Below are 14,002 nucleotides of genomic sequence, written 5' to 3'. Positions count from 1 at the left end.
TCACCCGGCTAACAGGACCAGCAACGGCCCCAGCAATGCGCTGACGGCGGCCAGGCCGACCAGCAAGCGAGGCAGGTACGCCAGCCCGAACACCCACAAGGTCACACCTGCCATCGCAACGGCCGTCCACTCCACAAGACCATGAGCCCAGCCCCGCGCCTGCACGCCAAGGGCCAATGAAACCAGCAGCATGAGCCAGCCGCTCGCTCGTAACAGCCGCGGTTGTCCTGGACCAGGCGCGCGGCCCAGCAGCGCTTGGAAGTGCTTGGGCATGGCCAGACACAAGGCGGCGAAACCCGCGAAGGCGATCAGGGCGATACCGAGCATCACCGGGCCTGCGCCGTTTCATGGCCAACCTGGCTGGCGCGTGAACGGGAAGGCTTGGCCAAGGCCAGCGCAGGGCGCAGCTTCTTGCTTGCCAGCCAGGCCAGGAACAGGCCGCAGCCCAAAGCGGTGAGATCGAACCCAGCCATGCTCCAATCGCCATCGATGATGGCGTGGTTGAGCCCGTGCGCGGTCGTCAGCGCGTTGAGCAGTGGCAACAGCGTGAAGGCCAGCGCCCCGAGCGCCAGCTGCTCGCCCCAGGCCCGGCGACCGCTACGCGCCATCGCGTGCACCAGCGCCAGGCCCCATGCCATGAAGAACGCATTGACCTCCCAGTCGGCACGGGTTTCAAGCGCCGTCGGCAGCAGCCGGTTAGCCCAGAAAAAGCTGGCCACTGCCAACAGCAGCCCGCTCATGCTGACGATGTTGAGTACTTCCACCAGACGCAGCTCACGCGGAACGCGCGGGGCCTTGGCATGCTTGAGCTGGCGCTTGTCCAACCACATCACCAGGCCGGTCCCGATCACGGCAGTGCCTGCCAGCCCGAAGCAGAAATACAGCCACCGCAGCCAAGGGCCGGCAAAATTGCCCATGTGCAATCCGGCGAAACTGAATGCCGTCAGCATGGCGCCACTTTCGGGCTTGCCTTGTTCGAGCAGCGCGCCTGTGGCGCCGTCGAAGGTCCAGTTGGCACTGCGCCGATAGGCAACGTGGTCGGCGGCAGACTGGGTGAAGGTGACCCGTGCGTTGCTGTCGCCCGGGTTCTCGACCCGAATGTTGCCCACCCGCGCCCCCGGTTGCAGCGCCTGGACCTGGGCATAGAGCGCCGGCAGTGGTGCAAGCGGCGCGGCGACCTGGGCTGCCTTGGGTGCCTGCCCTCCCCCAAACAAATCATTGAAGTACTTCGAGGTGTCATCACCGTAATGCGCCATCAGCCCTGCGGGCATGACCAGGTACATGAACAGCACCAGGCTGCTGTAGCTGATCATCAGGTGAAACGGCAGCACCAGCACGCCGATGGCGTTGTGGCCGTCCAGCCAGGAGCGCTGGCCCTTGCCAGGGCGAAAGGTGAAGAACTCCTTGAACAGTTTCTTGTGGGTGATGATGCCGGTGACCAGGCCGAGCAGCATGATCAGAGCGCAGAATGTCGACAGCCAGCGGCCATACGGATAAGGCATCTGCAGCTGGAAGTGGAACCGGTAGAAGAACTCCCCGCCGCGACTGTCGCGCGCCATGACGGGCTCGCCCGTCTTCGCATCGAGGGTCTGGGTGACGAAGCCGCGAGGCCCTCCGTTCGCATCCCGGTACCCGACCTTCACCCCTGCTTCACGCTCATTGGGCAGGCGGATGAACCAGCTTTGCGAAGCGGGCGCCTGACCTTGCAGATAGCGCTGCGCCGCTCCCAGCGCGGCTTGCGGGTTGGGTGCGTAATGGCCTATCTCAGGCTGCATCCAGTGGGTGATTTCTTCTTTGAAATACGACAGGGTGCCGGTGAGGAAGATGGCAAAGAGCAGCCAGCCGAACAGCAGGCCCGTCCAGGTATGCAGCCAGGCCATCGCCTGGCGAAAGCCGTCTTTCATGACAATTTCATCCAATGGACCAGCGCGCCGAGCAGCCCGAGCACCAGGCTCGGTATCAACACGCCCAGCCACGCCCGCCAGGCGTCACGGCAGGCAAAGCAACCGATGAAGGCCAACACGTAGAACACGAACGACAGCATCAGGCCGATCAGCGTGGCGTCGACCGGCGCTATGGGCAGCGACACAGCCACGCAGAAACTGGCCGTAGACGCCAACAGATAACCGCCAAGCAACGCCGCCAGGCTGCGTGAAGCCACGGCCAGGCGATAGCTGGGCGTGAGGCTGGCGGGTTTACGGGTCATGGCCAAGTCCGGAAATGTTGAAGCCAGCAATAATAATGATATGGATTCTCATATGCAAAGCCTGGCCGACAGCGTGCCGGACAAAAGTGAGCAATCGGCTTTGCTACAAGACATTTATTTTCACGAGGGGGTTGAATTCGCTATTGGCTTGCCTGACCTTAGAGTCAAGAGGCGCAGAAATTCCAAGGGTCTCAAGGACCTGGCGTCTCCATGCGAGCAAGCTGAATAAGGATTGAATCATGCAAATCCAGGTCAACAGCAGCAACCACATCGATGGCAATGCCCGGCTCGACGAGTGGGTCCGCAACACGGTGCAAGACACGCTGGAGCGCTACGAGGAAGACCTCACCCGTATCGAGGTGCACCTGCGCGATGAAAACGGCGGCAAACCCGGACCACAGGACAAGCGCTGCCAGATGGAGGCTCGCCCCAAAGGCCATCAGCCGATCTCGGTGACCCACACGGCCAACTCGCTTGACCAGGCGGTGGAAGGCGCGGCCACCAAGCTGACCCATGCGCTGGAGCACCTGTACGGCAAGTTGCGCAGCAAGCGTGGCGTGCTGGAACTGAGCGACCCGGAGGCTTGATCGCCTGACCAGGACAGGGCCGCGCAGCGGCCCTTGTCTTATCCAGCCGCAAGGGCTCAGCCTTGCACCACTGCCGCCGTGCCACGACCGATAAACGGTTGGAACCCGGTCCCACCCCCACCAGTCAATTTCTGCATCATCACGTTGCAGAAGCGCCATCATGACCAATCCATTCGATCAGATCAGTGCAGCGTTCAGCCCCCAGTACCGGGTCAACCTGAGCATCGAGGCGCTCGACGGGAGCATCATGCTCACCTTGTCTGACGAGGCGGGCATCGCCGCCAAACGCTTGATCAGCCAGGCGCAACGCAATGACCCCGCTCGCTTGCAACGGGTCATCGACAGCATCCGCCTGGGCCTGGCGATAGATCGCAGCCAGAACCCCATGCAAGTGCTCGCCGCCCTTACGCGCCCCAGTGGTGGTCAAGCACGCAACGTCGTGGCCAACTGAGGGTCACTTGCCCTCTTCCACATCCTTGCCGCTGGCGTCCAGCACCTTGGTCGACGGATAGCGATACGACGCGTAGCGCACCACCAGAATGGCGAATGCCAGCAGCAGAATGCCCCCGCACACGTACAGCAGCCCCACATCGGGCGCCTTGTGGTGCGACACGTCGCCAATCAACAGGCGGGTGAGCGCGGTGATGGCCACGTACAGCAGAAAGCGGATGGGCATGTGGTTGGTCTTGAAGTAGATACCCACCATGGCGCCCAACTCCAGGTAGATGAACAGCAGCAGGATGTCATCCACGCTGATCCCACCTTTGCCGAGCATGTCCAGAAACGTCACCACAGCGGCATAGGCCGTTATCGCACCGATGCCGAACAAGGCCAGGTAGTGAAAGCCTTCGACGCACAGGTTGCCCAGCGAATCGGCTGAGCCGTGCAGGCCTTTGCGCAGTTTTTCTGCCCATTTCATGTTCACGATCAATGACTCCCCGAAGCTCTCTGAAAAATGATCCGCTACCTGTATGACGCTTGTGCCATGCAGTTAAAGGGCCAGGCACAGGGCTTGGAAGGTGGTCGTGTGATGCAGGACACGCGCACCACCTGGGAAATTCAGGGTTGCGCGATTCAGGGAATGCCATTACTGTATATCGATACAGTAAATCGTTAACAGCAAAAAGGCATAGAGGTGATGAATGGCCGTCGAAGTGGTGTATCGCAGCAGCCGCGACCCGGAGCGCTTGTTCATGGATAAGGCCGAAGCAGACCGTCACGACAAGATGCTCGAACTGGCTGAGCGCCTGGCAGAAGTCCTGCACAAGGCTGTGCCATCGTTGAGCGAACAGCAGGTAGAAGAAGCCGGTATCTATATGGCCAAGAACCGCGATGTGTTCGCCAGGGCGTTCAAGAGCCAGCCAGACGCGCTGGGTGAACTGCTCGAGGGCGATGCTGCTCAATAGCGATCGCTAGGCCTTTGAGCGACGAAGCCTGGGGCGTTGTATTCAGTCGTACAACAAACGTTCTGCCAGCGCCTGCGCCACACGTGCAGGCGAACGCTTTTCAGCCTGGGCATGGCCGAACACTTCGGTCAGGCGGGTGGGTATACGGGCAATATGGGCGGTGATCGCCTCCGCTCTTTCGCCCCTATGGGCCAGCGCTGAGTAGATCAGGGCACCTGCGTTGATCACGTAATCAGGTGCATACAGAATCCCCCGCCCTTCCAACTGGTCGGCAACGTGCAACGATGCCAGTTGGTTGTTTGCAGCACCCGCCACTGCCGCGCACCTCAACTGCATCACGCTTTGCCCATTCAATCCCGGGCCTATGCCGCAGGGGGCGAAGATGTCGCACGGTGTACTGGGGAGCGCATCGTGGGCAATCGGTTGTGCGTCGAACTGCTCTACTGCAAGTCGCACTCGGCCAGGCTCCAGGTCGCTGACCAGCAGGTCTGCACCTGCTGCGTGCAGGTGTTCGGCCAGCGCGTACCCTACACTTCCCAACCCCTGGACGGCGACACGCAGCCCTTCCAGGTTGTGGCTGCCCAGCCGCGCATGGGCGGTGGCGCGCAGGCCCGCGAATACCCCCATCGCCGCATGTGGGGCAGGGTCACCCAGCGCTGTCGTGCTGACAACATGGGGGGTGCCCTGCGCCAGGCAATCCATGTCCAGTGTCGAGGTGCCGCTGTCCAGGGCGATGAGTAGCCGCCCTTGCAAGCTATCGATACAGCGGCCGAATGCTTCGAACAAGGCAGCGCGGTCGTTCACCTGCGGGCTGCGCAGCATGACCGCCATGCCGCCCCCGAAAGGCAGGCCCGCCATTGCCGCCTTGTAGCTCATGCCCTGGGCCAGGGTGACTGCGTCGGTGATCGCACTCTCATGATCGGTGTAGGCCAGGTAGCGACAACCGCCCATGGCCGGCCCGAACCGCTCGCTGTGAATGACCACGACGGCCTCAAGGCCTGTCTGCGGATCGTTGAACACATGCAGTGACTGAGTACGGGTGCTTTGCATCAGTGCGAACATGGCCTGGCTCCCCATGAGGTGCAGCATCCAGTATAGGCACCTGAAACGGGCGGGCCGGGCTACCGGACAACTGGACGAAACCGCTCTGGCCGGCTATTACTCAAGGGTGAGTGGAGAAGCCCATGAAGCCACGTCAAGCCTGCCTGGCCTGCCTTGAAAACACGCCTGCCGCCCTGCTGCAAGCTGCGCTGTGGATCGCCGCCGAACATGACCCAAGCGTCGATCCTGATGCCTGCCAGGCCGTGTTCCAGAACATGCAGCACACCATCAGCATCCACCTGCCCATGATTGGCGTCACTGAACTTGCCCAGCCGCTCTTGCGCCAGCTCAACGCGTTGGGTTTCCAACAGGATGAATACCTGCCGCTGCGTCCTCACGCTGCCTTGATGAACCATGTGCTGACAAGGCGACGCGGCCAACCGCTGGCCTTGGCCATCCTGGCACTGGAGTTTGCGCAGCGTCTGTCCATTCCACTCGAAGGCGTCGCCTTCCCTGGGCATTTCCTGTTGCGCGTGCCGGGTGCCGACCATTTGCTCGACCCCTGCGGCGGTCGGCGTCTTTACCCCAATGATTGCCGGGAGCTGCTGGTCCGCCAGTACGGTCCGGGTACCGCCTTGAGCGCCGAGCACTTGCGCCCGGCCAGCGCCATGCAGATGCTGCAACGGCTGTCACGCAACCTGCGCCAGTTGCACACCAGCAATGATGCCCCACTCGCGGCGCTGATCGACGCCGAGCGCGTCATGCAACTGGGGCCCGCCCAGGTCGGCGACTACCTGGCCCGTGCCAACCTGTACAGGCAGCTCGATTGCCCGCATGCCGAGCGCTTCGACCTAGAGCATGCATTGCTGCTGACACAAGACCCTGTCCAGCGGCTGGTTTTGAGCGAGCGGCTGGGTCAGTTGCCTTCGATCAATCGCTTGATTCACTGACGGCAGATGATCCGGGGGGCTAACGTCTTTCTGCGAGTAATGGCGTATGGGCAAAAGTGACTGGATTGGATCACCAGAATTGGTGATGATCTGGAACAACGGATTATCTGGGTGCGCAGCCTTAAAGGCTCAGCGCACCCATTAGCAAGGAGAGCAAGCTTTGAACATAGCGACACGCATAACTGCCATAACCACGTTGACGCTGACTTTCATGGGGTTGCCAGGGTGCGAACAGCGTAAAGAGAGCGAACAGCCGAAAGTGTCGAACGTTCAATTCAGGAAGATCGCCACTCAACTTGTTGAAGTCAATGCCACGCTCAAGGAGCTCAAGGAAATACAGGCTCAAAGCATGGCTATGCAACAAGCTCAGTTTGCAGCTCAGCTAACAAATAACCAAATCGTCCTGCAGTCGCTCAACGACAGGACCTACACGAGCGCAGCCAAGGAACGCAAAGCTGATGCGCATGATGAGGCTCCAGAGCAGTCACCCAAACCACGCTAGGCAATAAACGACTTCTCGGCTCAACCGCGGCTCGAGGCTCTCACTTAGGCGTATCGGGTTGACGCGAAGGATGAGCCTGTATGAACGCCGGATGCTGCTGCGCCAACGCCGCCACCCTGCGAATGCGCGGGTAACCCCCAAGGTCGACCCCGAATCGCTCGGCGGCATAGAGCTGCGGTATCAGGTAGACATCCGCCAGGCCAGGCGCATCGCCCAGGCAGTAGCCACCCTCGCCGATCACCTGTTCGACAGCCCCCAACCCCTGGCTTATCCAATGGCCGATCCATTGGTTGATCTGCACTTCATCCTGGCCCGCTTCACGCAGGCGGTTGAGCACGCTGACGTTGTGCAGGGGGTGGATGTCGCAGCCGATGATCGCCGCCACCCCACGCGCCTTGGCGCGCTGCGCCGCCCCTGCCGGTAGCAGCGCGGGCTGCGGATAGGCCTCTTCCAGGTACTCGATGATCGCTGGAGATTGCACGAGCAGCTCGCCACCGTCTGTACGCAGGGTGGGCACCCGGCCCTGGGCATTGATACCCAGGTAACCGGCTTGCCGATGCTCGCCTTGCAGCAGATTGACGGGGAGTGCCCTGAAGCTCAGCCCTTTGAGGGCCAAGGCAATCCGCACTCGGTAGGACGAGGTGGAACGGTAATAGGTATACAGCTCCATGCCTGCGTCTCCTCAGTTGGCCGCAATGACCCGACCACGGCACTCACCGAACCCGATGCTCACCTCACCGTCGCACACACCCCGTGCCCGCAGGATGATTTCGTCGCCGTCCTCCAGAAACTTGCGTACTTCGCCATTGGGCAGCTCGACCGGGTGCTTACCGCCCTCGGTGATTTCCAGCAAGCTGCCATAGGACCCTGGGGTGACACCTGACAGGGTGCCGGAGCCGAACAGGTCGCCGGGTTGCAACTGGCAACCGTTGACACTGTGGTGCGCCACCAACTGGGCCACCGTCCAGTACATGCTGCGGGTGTTGCTCAGGGCCAGGCGGTGCGGCGCCCCCCCTTCCTCGCGCATGCGCTCGGTGAGCAGCAACACTTCCAGTTCGATGTCGAATGCACCCGCTGCCTGGTCCCGCTTGTCGAGCAGGTAGGACAGCGGCTGGGGGTCACCTTGAGGCCTTGGCGGCTGAGCGCAGCGCAAGGGCGCCAGCGCCTCGGCCGTGACGACCCAGGGCGAAATCGTGGTCACAAAGCTCTTGGACAGAAACGGGCCCAGTGGCTGGTATTCCCACGCCTGGATGTCCCGCGCCGACCAGTCGTTGAGCAGGCACAGGCCCGCGATGTGTTCGGCGGCATCGCCGATGGGGATGGCCTGGCCGATGTCGTTGCCCTGCCCGATCCAGATGCCCAGCTCCAGCTCGTAGTCCAGCCGCGCACAGGGGCCGAAGCTTGGTTCGCTCTGGCCGGCAGGCAATGTCTGGCCCTTGGGCCGGCGAACATCCGTCCCGGAGGGGCGAATGGTCGATGCGCGGCCGTGATAGCCGATGGGCACGTACTTGTAGTTGGGGAGCAAGGGGTTGTCGGGGCGGAACAACTTGCCAATGTTGCGGGCATGCTCGATGCCCACGTAGAAGTCGGTGTAATCGCCGATCTGGGCCGGCACATGCAACTGGCAGGTGCTGGCGGGATAAAGCGCCCCCTCCAGCATTGCCTGGTGCTCGGACTGCTCACCGAGCAACTCGAGCAGCCGCTCCCGCAGCGCCACGCGCGCAGCGCGCCCGAGTGCGAAAAACGCGTTCAAGGTGCCGCCCTGGGTGGCAAGTACCGCCGCCTTGGCCTGACCTTCGAACAAACCCATGGCCAGCACCGCCTCAAGGTCGAGGATGGCATCGCCGATGGCCACGCCACAGCGCTTGGCTTCGCTGCCACGACTGAAGATACCCAAGGGCAGGTTCTGCAGCGGGAAGTCACTGTGCCCATTGGCGTGGCTCACCCAGCTGCGAGCAATGGCGGGTTGGTTCATGGGTTATCTCCGGTTCGGGTTGAAGGTGCTGGGCAAGGTGGCCCAGCAGCTGTCGTAGTCGGCCTGCAACTGCGGGCAGGACATGGCGTACTGGCTCGGGCGCAGCACCTGGCTGGTCTCGAACATGAACGCCATGGTGTTCTCGATCTTGTGCGGGGCCAGCTCGGCCGCTATGGCCCTGTCGCAGGTCTCGGCATCCGGGCCATGGGCACTCATCACGCTGTGCAGGGACGCGCCACCGGGCACGAAGCCTTCGGCCTTGGCATCGTAGGCACCGTCGATCAGCCCCATGAACTCGTTCATCAGGTTGCGGTGGAACCATGGCGGACGGAAGGTGTTCTCGGCCACCATCCAGCGCGGGGGGAAGATCACGAAGTCCATGTTGGCAAGGCCATGCACGCTGGTCGGTGAGGTGAGCACGGTGAAAATCGAGGGGTCCGGGTGGTCGAAGCTGACTGTGCCCAAGGTATTGAAGCGACGCAGGTCGTATTTGTAAGGCACGTTGCTACCGTGCCAGGCCACCACGTCCAATGGGGAATGCTGGAGCTCGCACGCCCAGTGCTCTCCCAGAAATTTCTGTACCAGCTGTACCGGCCCAGTGGTGTGTTCATAAGCGGCCACCGGCGTTTCGAAATCGCGGGGGTTGGCCAGCCCATTGCTGCCAATAGGCCCCAGGTCCGGCAGGCGCAAGGGCGCGCCGTGGTTTTCAGCCAGGTAGCCACGGGCATGGCCATCGAGCAGTTCGACACGAAACTTCATGCCGCGGGGAATCACTGCAATTTCAAGCGGGCCCACCTGCATCACACCCAGCTCGGTGGCAAGGCGCAGCCGACCTTGCTCAGGCACCAGCAACAGCTCGCCATCGGCGTTGAAGAACACGCGCTCCATGGAGCGGTTGGCGCTGTAGATGTAGATGCTCACACCGCCAGGCGCGTTGGCAGGGCCATTGGCCGCCATGGGCAGCCAACCCTCGATGAAGTCGGTTGGCGCTTGCGGGATGGGCTGCGGGTTCCAGCGCAGGCGGTTGGGCGTGATCGTGCCCCCCGCCTCGTTCAGGGGCTGGCGCGTCAGGCGCTCGAAACGCGGATGGGCGGCTGACGGCCGGATGCGGTACATCCAGGTGCGGCGCAGCTCATGACGGGCCATGGTGAACGCCGTGCCGGAGAGCAGCTCGGCATAGAGCCCATAGGGGGTTTTCTGTGGCGAGTTCTGCCCGACCGGCAAGGCGCCTGGCAACGCTTCGCTGGTGAATTCGTTGCCGAAACCGCTGAGGTAGTGAAGGTCAGGTGAAGGGTCGCGATTCATCGATGCCTCCGGGCCGGGGCGGCCTGTGGGAGCAGTTGCTGCTGCCCGAGGGAACGGCGGCGCATCTGCATTGTTTTTATCGTAATCAGATTACGGATAACGTAATTTGCTCTGCGCCAGGCGTCAAGCTATAAAGGCGCGACTCGATGACTCGCGGATGACCCTACCGATGGCCAAAGCCAGCTCCCCTACCGACAACGGCAAGCAGAAGGTCCGCTCAGCCGAGGTGGGCACCGACATCCTCAAGGCATTGGCCGAACTCTCACCCTCCACGTCACTGTCCAGGCTTGCAGAGCATGTCCAGATGCCGGCGAGCAAGGTGCATCGTTACCTGCAAGCCCTGATTGCCAGCGGGTTCGCCGAACAGAATGCGGCTACCAATCATTACGGCCTGGGGCGCGAAGCCTTGCGCGTGGGCATGGCCGCGCTGGGCAGCATCGATGTGCTGAAAGTCGCCGCGCTGCCGCTCTCCCAGCTGCGTGATGAACTGAACGAGAGTTGCTTTATTGCGGTGTGGGGCAATCAGGGGGCGACCGTGGTAAGCATCGAACCGGCCGTACGCGCCGTCACCGTGGTGACGCAGATTGGCTCGGTATTGCCGCTGCTGACCTCGTCCACCGGGCTGGTGTTCGCGGCCCATTTGCCTGAGCGGGAAACCGTGGACTTGATGGCGCGCGAGCTGACCCAGCTCAAGCTAGGGCCTGGGGATTATCAGACGGTGCTGGCAGGTATACGTGAACGCGGTCTGCACCATATCCACGGGCTGCTGATGCCGGGTGTGGATGCGCTGTCGGCGCCGATCTTCAACGCCATGGGGCAGATCGCTGCGGTGATGACGGTGGTGGGGCCCACGTCGATGTTTCATGCCGATGAACAAGGCCCTGCGGCACAGCGGCTTTTGGCTGCTACGCGCGAGGCAAGCTGGCGCATGGGGTACTGCCCAGCCCCTTGAGCACCGCAGACTGTTGCCTGGTATGTAACGGTGAATGTCGCCGTATGCGGTTTTTCCAGTCGATTCAATTGCTTATTATCGGATTACTGGCTGGCACCGAGGGCTCTCCCCCCGCTCGCGGTGCCAGTCAGGTGTATCGACGTAGATTTTGAAGCTCCTTGATCTGACGTCTCGATTGACCGCTGCGAAAGGCAGCGGTTTTTTTTGCCTGCCGTTTGGTCCTCAGGAGCCCGGTTGCCACGTCATCGGGTCAAAACCTGGCCACTTTGAGCGAGCCGAACCCTTGGGCGGGTTCCCTGAACGCCAGGTAATGACGCAACACCTGTTGCGGCGCCTCGGTATGCGGATGGTGGCCAATACCCTGCAACAGCACGACATCGGCGGTCGGAACGTGTCGACGGTAGTGCTCGACCATGTGCGCGCCATAAAGGGGATCGACTGCGCCGGCGATCAAACGCAACGGCACCGCCCCCTGCAGCGCCTGCGTCCAGCGATCACGGTGCTGCAAGCGTTCAGGCACGTAGCCGGCAAGCCTGTGCAGCACGCGCGTGCCGCGATTGGCAGCCAGCATGCTCCAGAAGTCGTCGAGCACGCTTTCGCTCGGATGGGTACATGGCCCATAGACACGGGTCAGGTGACGCACCAGGTCATCGCGGCTGAACGAGCGCGCCACCAGCCAGCCCAGACGACTTAGCAGTAGCTTCTGCAGTAACAGCATGCGGCAACCTTCAGGAAACAGGCCGCTGTTGAGAAAGACGCAGCTGGCGATATTGGCGCGCTGCTCATGATGCCGAGCCAGCAGCTCCTGGGCCACGCTACCTCCGTAATCATGAGCCAGCACATCCACCGGCTGGTCGATCTGCAGGTGAGCCAGCAAGGCCTGCTGCAAGTCGGCCTGTTCCATCAGGCTATAGGCGTGATCAACTGGCTTGGCCGAATCGCCGAACCCCAGCATGTCGCAGGCCACCACCCTATAGCGCTGGGCCAGAGGGCCCCACAAGTAATGCCAGTCCCAGCTGCCTGTAGGAAAACCATGTAGCAAAAGCAGGGGCGTTCCTTGCCCTGCGGTCCAGTAGCGGATGCTCTGGCCCCGGAATGTGAAACTCTGTCCCCGGGTACGCCAGACGCACAATGGAATTTCGGCCATGGGCATCGGAAGGCACCGGGTTAAGGGATGTGAACGCGATAAGGCAAGGCTGCTGTCATTGCATGTCACCTCGGCACTTGCATGTGCTCTCTGTGCGAGACACAGTCTAGCCAGCGGCCGAGGCGCTTGAACTTGCGTTGCCAGCCAGCTTGATGACTGAGCGAGTCACCTGCACCAGCGGTAGGCGCAGCCTGCCTGGTGCCGGCTGCGTATCCGTCCTGCAAAAACGTCAGGCGCTCAGTGCCTGCACCAGTTCAGCCAGCCACGGCTCGGCATCGGTTTCCGGTGTCACGGTTTCGCTGGCATCGAGCCGCAGCATGGGCAGCACCTCCTGCACGCCAAGTTCGGCAAACAGCTCGCGCATCTGTTCGCCGCCACCGCAATAGGTATCGCCGTAACTGGAATCGCCCAAGGCGATGACTGCACCCGGCAGGCCACGCCAGTCGGCCGGCAGGGTGTCGCGCAGGGCGCTGTAGAGGGGCATGAGGTTGTCGGGTAACTCGCCCATGCCTGTGGTGGAGGTCACCGCCAGTACGGCCTGCGGGCCGAACGCCTGCAGGTCTTGCAAAGAGGCTCGGTTGGCGTGCCAGGCTTCCAGGCCAGCGGCCTTGAGCAGCGATTCGGCGTGACGGGCAACTTCTTCGGCGGTGCCGTACACCGATCCGGAAATAATGACGACTTTCATCAGGGAAAAGGATTCCGATACTGAGTGAAATCGTAGGATACTAGCACCCAGCGCTGGCACAAGGCCGTGGCAACGCCCGCGGCCCTCATTCCTTCACTGCATGACCCAGACATGATCAATGCGCAGTTGCTGCAATCGATGGTCGATGCCTCGGACGACGGTATCGTGGTCGCCGAACAGGAAGGCGACGACACCATCCTCATCTACGTGAACGCGGCTTTCGAGCGTCTCACCGGCTACAGCCGGGATGAAATCCTGTACCAGGATTGCCGCTTTCTGCAGGGGGACGACCGTGACCAACTGGGCCGCGCGCGCATCCGCAAAGCGCTGGCCGAGGGCCGGGCATGCCGTGAAGTGCTGCGTAACTACCGCAAGGACGGCACCGCTTTCTGGAACGAGCTGTCCATTACCCCGCTAAGGCACGCGGCTGACCAGCGCCTGTACTACATCGGCATTCAGAAGGACGTTACCCGGCAAGTGGAAATGGAACGCGAACTGGCTGAGCTGCGCGCTCGTCAGAAAGCCGGTGATGGCGCGTGAACCAAGGTTGCGTTTCGGAGTCAATCGGGCCGTAGAACCCTTCACATCGAGTTTCAACATGCCCCCCGACACACTCTTGACCCAGGATGAGCTGGACTATATCCAGGATGTCCAGCATTCCCCGCAGTTTGACGTGGCCGAAGCCATGACGAGCCTTCTGGTCAATGGGGATAGCCGCATCCAGGGACTGCTCACCCGCCTGGTCGCGCATGAGCAGGTCACCTTGCAGGCCCATGTCGACAACCAGCAGATCAGCATTCCGCTGCAGCTGATCGAGGACGAGTCTCATACGCTGCAATTGCAACTGGGCGCGCCCGATATCTTCGAGATAGGCCCCAGGCTGCGCCCATGGCGACTGACCCTTGATCCGCCCTGTGCGTTGCTCGACGCCCACGGTGACGAGAGCGGGCTCTGGGTGTGCGACATCTCTGTCAAAGGCGTGCTTGTGTACGTGCACGACCTGCTAGACGCCCCTGAATTCTTCACGCTCCGATTCGCCCCGGACGGTGTCTGCCCGATCGAGCTCCACGGCAAGCTGGGCCGGCGTATCGACGGCTCCAAGGCCGCCTATGACCTGAGTGGTACTCCCCAGGAAGACATCGAACGCCTGCGCGATTTCATCCTCCACAAGCACCGGCTTGCTCACCCTGAGTTGCATACGCAAATGCCCGGCTGAGGACGACACCCGACGAACGCACCGTGTTCT

The 14,002-nt window shown here is 62.1% G+C and carries 19 protein-coding genes; 9 read left to right on the top strand and 10 right to left on the bottom strand.

Annotated elements, in window-relative coordinates:
• The 3 genes from CWR53_RS04250 to CWR53_RS04240 are packed head-to-tail and all read right to left on the bottom strand — an operon-like array spanning position 1 to position 2,206.
• Entirely contained in the window at positions 1-327 is a 327-nt protein-coding gene (locus CWR53_RS04250) for a DUF3325 domain-containing protein (RefSeq protein ID WP_100850894.1), read from the bottom strand.
• Positions 327-1,904, bottom strand: coding sequence for a PepSY domain-containing protein (locus tag CWR53_RS04245; protein ID WP_100850893.1), 1,578 nt, complete (start codon positions 1,902-1,904; stop codon positions 327-329). Before CWR53_RS04245 ends, CWR53_RS04250 begins: the two co-directional genes overlap by 1 nt.
• Positions 1,901-2,206, bottom strand: coding sequence for a DUF3649 domain-containing protein (locus CWR53_RS04240; protein ID WP_058604892.1), 306 nt, complete (start codon positions 2,204-2,206; stop codon positions 1,901-1,903). The genes CWR53_RS04245 and CWR53_RS04240 overlap by 4 nt, the downstream gene beginning before the upstream one ends.
• Between CWR53_RS04240 and CWR53_RS04235 the strand changes: the two genes are divergently transcribed.
• The 3 genes from CWR53_RS04235 to CWR53_RS04225 all read left to right on the top strand — a co-directional run bounded on the left by CWR53_RS04235 (position 2,205) and on the right by CWR53_RS04225 (position 3,244).
• Entirely contained in the window at positions 2,205-2,435 is a 231-nt protein-coding gene (locus tag CWR53_RS04235) for a hypothetical protein (RefSeq protein ID WP_138031806.1), read from the top strand. The genes CWR53_RS04240 and CWR53_RS04235 overlap by 2 nt on opposite strands.
• 10 nt (positions 2,436-2,445) lie before the next feature.
• Positions 2,446-2,793, top strand: coding sequence for an HPF/RaiA family ribosome-associated protein (locus CWR53_RS04230; RefSeq protein WP_058604891.1), 348 nt, complete (start codon positions 2,446-2,448; stop codon positions 2,791-2,793).
• 160 nt (positions 2,794-2,953) lie between these two features.
• Complete coding sequence (locus tag CWR53_RS04225; protein WP_058637196.1) at positions 2,954-3,244, top strand: DUF3509 domain-containing protein; 291 nt, start codon at positions 2,954-2,956, stop codon at positions 3,242-3,244.
• Between the two features lie 3 nt (positions 3,245-3,247).
• Here the strand turns inward: CWR53_RS04225 and CWR53_RS04220 are convergent, their stop codons facing one another.
• The gene (locus CWR53_RS04220; protein ID WP_100852585.1) at positions 3,248-3,718 is read right to left on the bottom strand and encodes a phosphate-starvation-inducible protein PsiE; all 471 of its coding nucleotides are present in this window, start codon (positions 3,716-3,718) and stop codon (positions 3,248-3,250) included.
• 217 nt (positions 3,719-3,935) lie between these two features.
• Here CWR53_RS04220 and CWR53_RS04215 point away from each other — a divergent pair, with 217 nt between their 5' ends.
• Positions 3,936-4,199 carry a YebG family protein gene (locus CWR53_RS04215; protein ID WP_058604888.1) on the top strand — a complete coding sequence of 88 codons (264 nt, stop codon included), beginning with the start codon at positions 3,936-3,938 and terminating at the stop codon, positions 4,197-4,199.
• Positions 4,200-4,241: 42 nt separating this feature from the next.
• On the opposite strand, the gene CWR53_RS04210 is transcribed toward CWR53_RS04215, so the two are convergent.
• The gene (locus tag CWR53_RS04210; protein ID WP_100852584.1) at positions 4,242-5,261 is read right to left on the bottom strand and encodes a Glu/Leu/Phe/Val dehydrogenase dimerization domain-containing protein; all 1,020 of its coding nucleotides are present in this window, start codon (positions 5,259-5,261) and stop codon (positions 4,242-4,244) included.
• A 122-nt stretch (positions 5,262-5,383) separates the two neighbouring features.
• Between CWR53_RS04210 and CWR53_RS04205 the strand changes: the two genes are divergently transcribed.
• Both CWR53_RS04205 and CWR53_RS04200 read left to right on the top strand, forming a co-directional pair.
• Positions 5,384-6,190, top strand: a complete 807-nt coding sequence (locus CWR53_RS04205; protein ID WP_100850892.1) for a SirB1 family protein — start codon at positions 5,384-5,386, stop codon at positions 6,188-6,190.
• A gap of 160 nt (positions 6,191-6,350) precedes the next feature.
• Positions 6,351-6,692 carry a hypothetical protein gene (locus CWR53_RS04200; RefSeq protein WP_100850891.1) on the top strand — a complete coding sequence of 114 codons (342 nt, stop codon included), beginning with the start codon at positions 6,351-6,353 and terminating at the stop codon, positions 6,690-6,692.
• Positions 6,693-6,732: 40 nt separating this feature from the next.
• Here CWR53_RS04200 and maiA read toward each other — a convergent pair whose 3' ends face one another.
• From maiA to hmgA, 3 genes are read right to left on the bottom strand one after another with little or no spacing between them, the layout of a single operon-like run.
• Complete coding sequence (maiA, locus tag CWR53_RS04195; RefSeq protein WP_100850890.1) at positions 6,733-7,362, bottom strand: maleylacetoacetate isomerase; 630 nt, start codon at positions 7,360-7,362, stop codon at positions 6,733-6,735.
• Between the two features lie 12 nt (positions 7,363-7,374).
• The gene (gene fahA / locus CWR53_RS04190) at positions 7,375-8,667 is read right to left on the bottom strand and encodes a fumarylacetoacetase (protein ID WP_100850889.1); all 1,293 of its coding nucleotides are present in this window, start codon (positions 8,665-8,667) and stop codon (positions 7,375-7,377) included.
• A 3-nt stretch (positions 8,668-8,670) separates the two neighbouring features.
• The gene (gene hmgA / locus CWR53_RS04185; protein ID WP_100850888.1) at positions 8,671-9,972 is read right to left on the bottom strand and encodes a homogentisate 1,2-dioxygenase; all 1,302 of its coding nucleotides are present in this window, start codon (positions 9,970-9,972) and stop codon (positions 8,671-8,673) included.
• 169 nt (positions 9,973-10,141) lie between these two features.
• Here hmgA and CWR53_RS04180 point away from each other — a divergent pair, with 169 nt between their 5' ends.
• Entirely contained in the window at positions 10,142-10,924 is a 783-nt protein-coding gene (locus CWR53_RS04180) for an IclR family transcriptional regulator (RefSeq protein ID WP_058604883.1), read from the top strand.
• 250 nt (positions 10,925-11,174) lie between these two features.
• On the opposite strand, the gene CWR53_RS04175 is transcribed toward CWR53_RS04180, so the two are convergent.
• Both CWR53_RS04175 and CWR53_RS04170 read right to left on the bottom strand, forming a co-directional pair.
• The gene (locus tag CWR53_RS04175) at positions 11,175-12,077 is read right to left on the bottom strand and encodes an alpha/beta fold hydrolase (protein WP_058604882.1); all 903 of its coding nucleotides are present in this window, start codon (positions 12,075-12,077) and stop codon (positions 11,175-11,177) included.
• A 223-nt stretch (positions 12,078-12,300) separates the two neighbouring features.
• Entirely contained in the window at positions 12,301-12,756 is a 456-nt protein-coding gene (locus tag CWR53_RS04170; protein ID WP_058637204.1) for a flavodoxin, read from the bottom strand.
• A 111-nt stretch (positions 12,757-12,867) separates the two neighbouring features.
• Here CWR53_RS04170 and CWR53_RS04165 point away from each other — a divergent pair, with 111 nt between their 5' ends.
• Together CWR53_RS04165 and CWR53_RS04160 are read left to right on the top strand one after the other, a co-directional pair.
• Positions 12,868-13,296 (top strand): PAS domain S-box protein, encoded by a 429-nt coding sequence (locus CWR53_RS04165; RefSeq protein WP_058604880.1) that lies wholly within the window; start codon positions 12,868-12,870, stop codon positions 13,294-13,296.
• A 58-nt stretch (positions 13,297-13,354) separates the two neighbouring features.
• Positions 13,355-13,972: a hypothetical protein gene (locus CWR53_RS04160; protein ID WP_100850887.1), complete on the top strand. Its 618-nt coding sequence runs from the start codon at positions 13,355-13,357 to the stop codon at positions 13,970-13,972.
• The last annotated feature ends 30 nt before the right edge of the window (positions 13,973-14,002 follow it).

Source organism: Pseudomonas sp. SGAir0191 (genome assembly GCF_002812565.2).
Lineage (GTDB): Bacteria > Pseudomonadota > Gammaproteobacteria > Pseudomonadales > Pseudomonadaceae > Aquipseudomonas > Aquipseudomonas parafulva_B.
This window is presented reverse-complemented; position numbering and strand designations above follow the sequence as displayed.

Coding starts and splice junctions, on each gene's coding strand:
- CWR53_RS04250 (WP_100850894.1), bottom strand. CDS start 327: ATGCTCGGTATCGCCCTGATCGCCTTCGCGGGTTTCGCCGCCTTGTGT.
- CWR53_RS04245 (WP_100850893.1), bottom strand. CDS start 1,904: ATGAAAGACGGCTTTCGCCAGGCGATGGCCTGGCTGCATACCTGGACG.
- CWR53_RS04235 (WP_138031806.1), top strand. CDS start 2,205: ATGGCCAAGTCCGGAAATGTTGAAGCCAGCAATAATAATGATATGGAT.
- CWR53_RS04240 (WP_058604892.1), bottom strand. CDS start 2,206: ATGACCCGTAAACCCGCCAGCCTCACGCCCAGCTATCGCCTGGCCGTG.
- CWR53_RS04230 (WP_058604891.1), top strand. CDS start 2,446: ATGCAAATCCAGGTCAACAGCAGCAACCACATCGATGGCAATGCCCGG.
- CWR53_RS04225 (WP_058637196.1), top strand. CDS start 2,954: ATGACCAATCCATTCGATCAGATCAGTGCAGCGTTCAGCCCCCAGTAC.
- CWR53_RS04215 (WP_058604888.1), top strand. CDS start 3,936: ATGGCCGTCGAAGTGGTGTATCGCAGCAGCCGCGACCCGGAGCGCTTG.
- CWR53_RS04210 (WP_100852584.1), bottom strand. CDS start 5,261: ATGTTCGCACTGATGCAAAGCACCCGTACTCAGTCACTGCATGTGTTC.
- CWR53_RS04205 (WP_100850892.1), top strand. CDS start 5,384: ATGAAGCCACGTCAAGCCTGCCTGGCCTGCCTTGAAAACACGCCTGCC.
- maiA (WP_100850890.1), bottom strand. CDS start 7,362: ATGGAGCTGTATACCTATTACCGTTCCACCTCGTCCTACCGAGTGCGG.
- fahA (WP_100850889.1), bottom strand. CDS start 8,667: ATGAACCAACCCGCCATTGCTCGCAGCTGGGTGAGCCACGCCAATGGG.
- hmgA (WP_100850888.1), bottom strand. CDS start 9,972: ATGAATCGCGACCCTTCACCTGACCTTCACTACCTCAGCGGTTTCGGC.
- CWR53_RS04180 (WP_058604883.1), top strand. CDS start 10,142: ATGGCCAAAGCCAGCTCCCCTACCGACAACGGCAAGCAGAAGGTCCGC.
- CWR53_RS04175 (WP_058604882.1), bottom strand. CDS start 12,077: ATGCCCATGGCCGAAATTCCATTGTGCGTCTGGCGTACCCGGGGACAG.
- CWR53_RS04170 (WP_058637204.1), bottom strand. CDS start 12,756: ATGAAAGTCGTCATTATTTCCGGATCGGTGTACGGCACCGCCGAAGAA.
- CWR53_RS04165 (WP_058604880.1), top strand. CDS start 12,868: ATGATCAATGCGCAGTTGCTGCAATCGATGGTCGATGCCTCGGACGAC.
- CWR53_RS04160 (WP_100850887.1), top strand. CDS start 13,355: ATGCCCCCCGACACACTCTTGACCCAGGATGAGCTGGACTATATCCAG.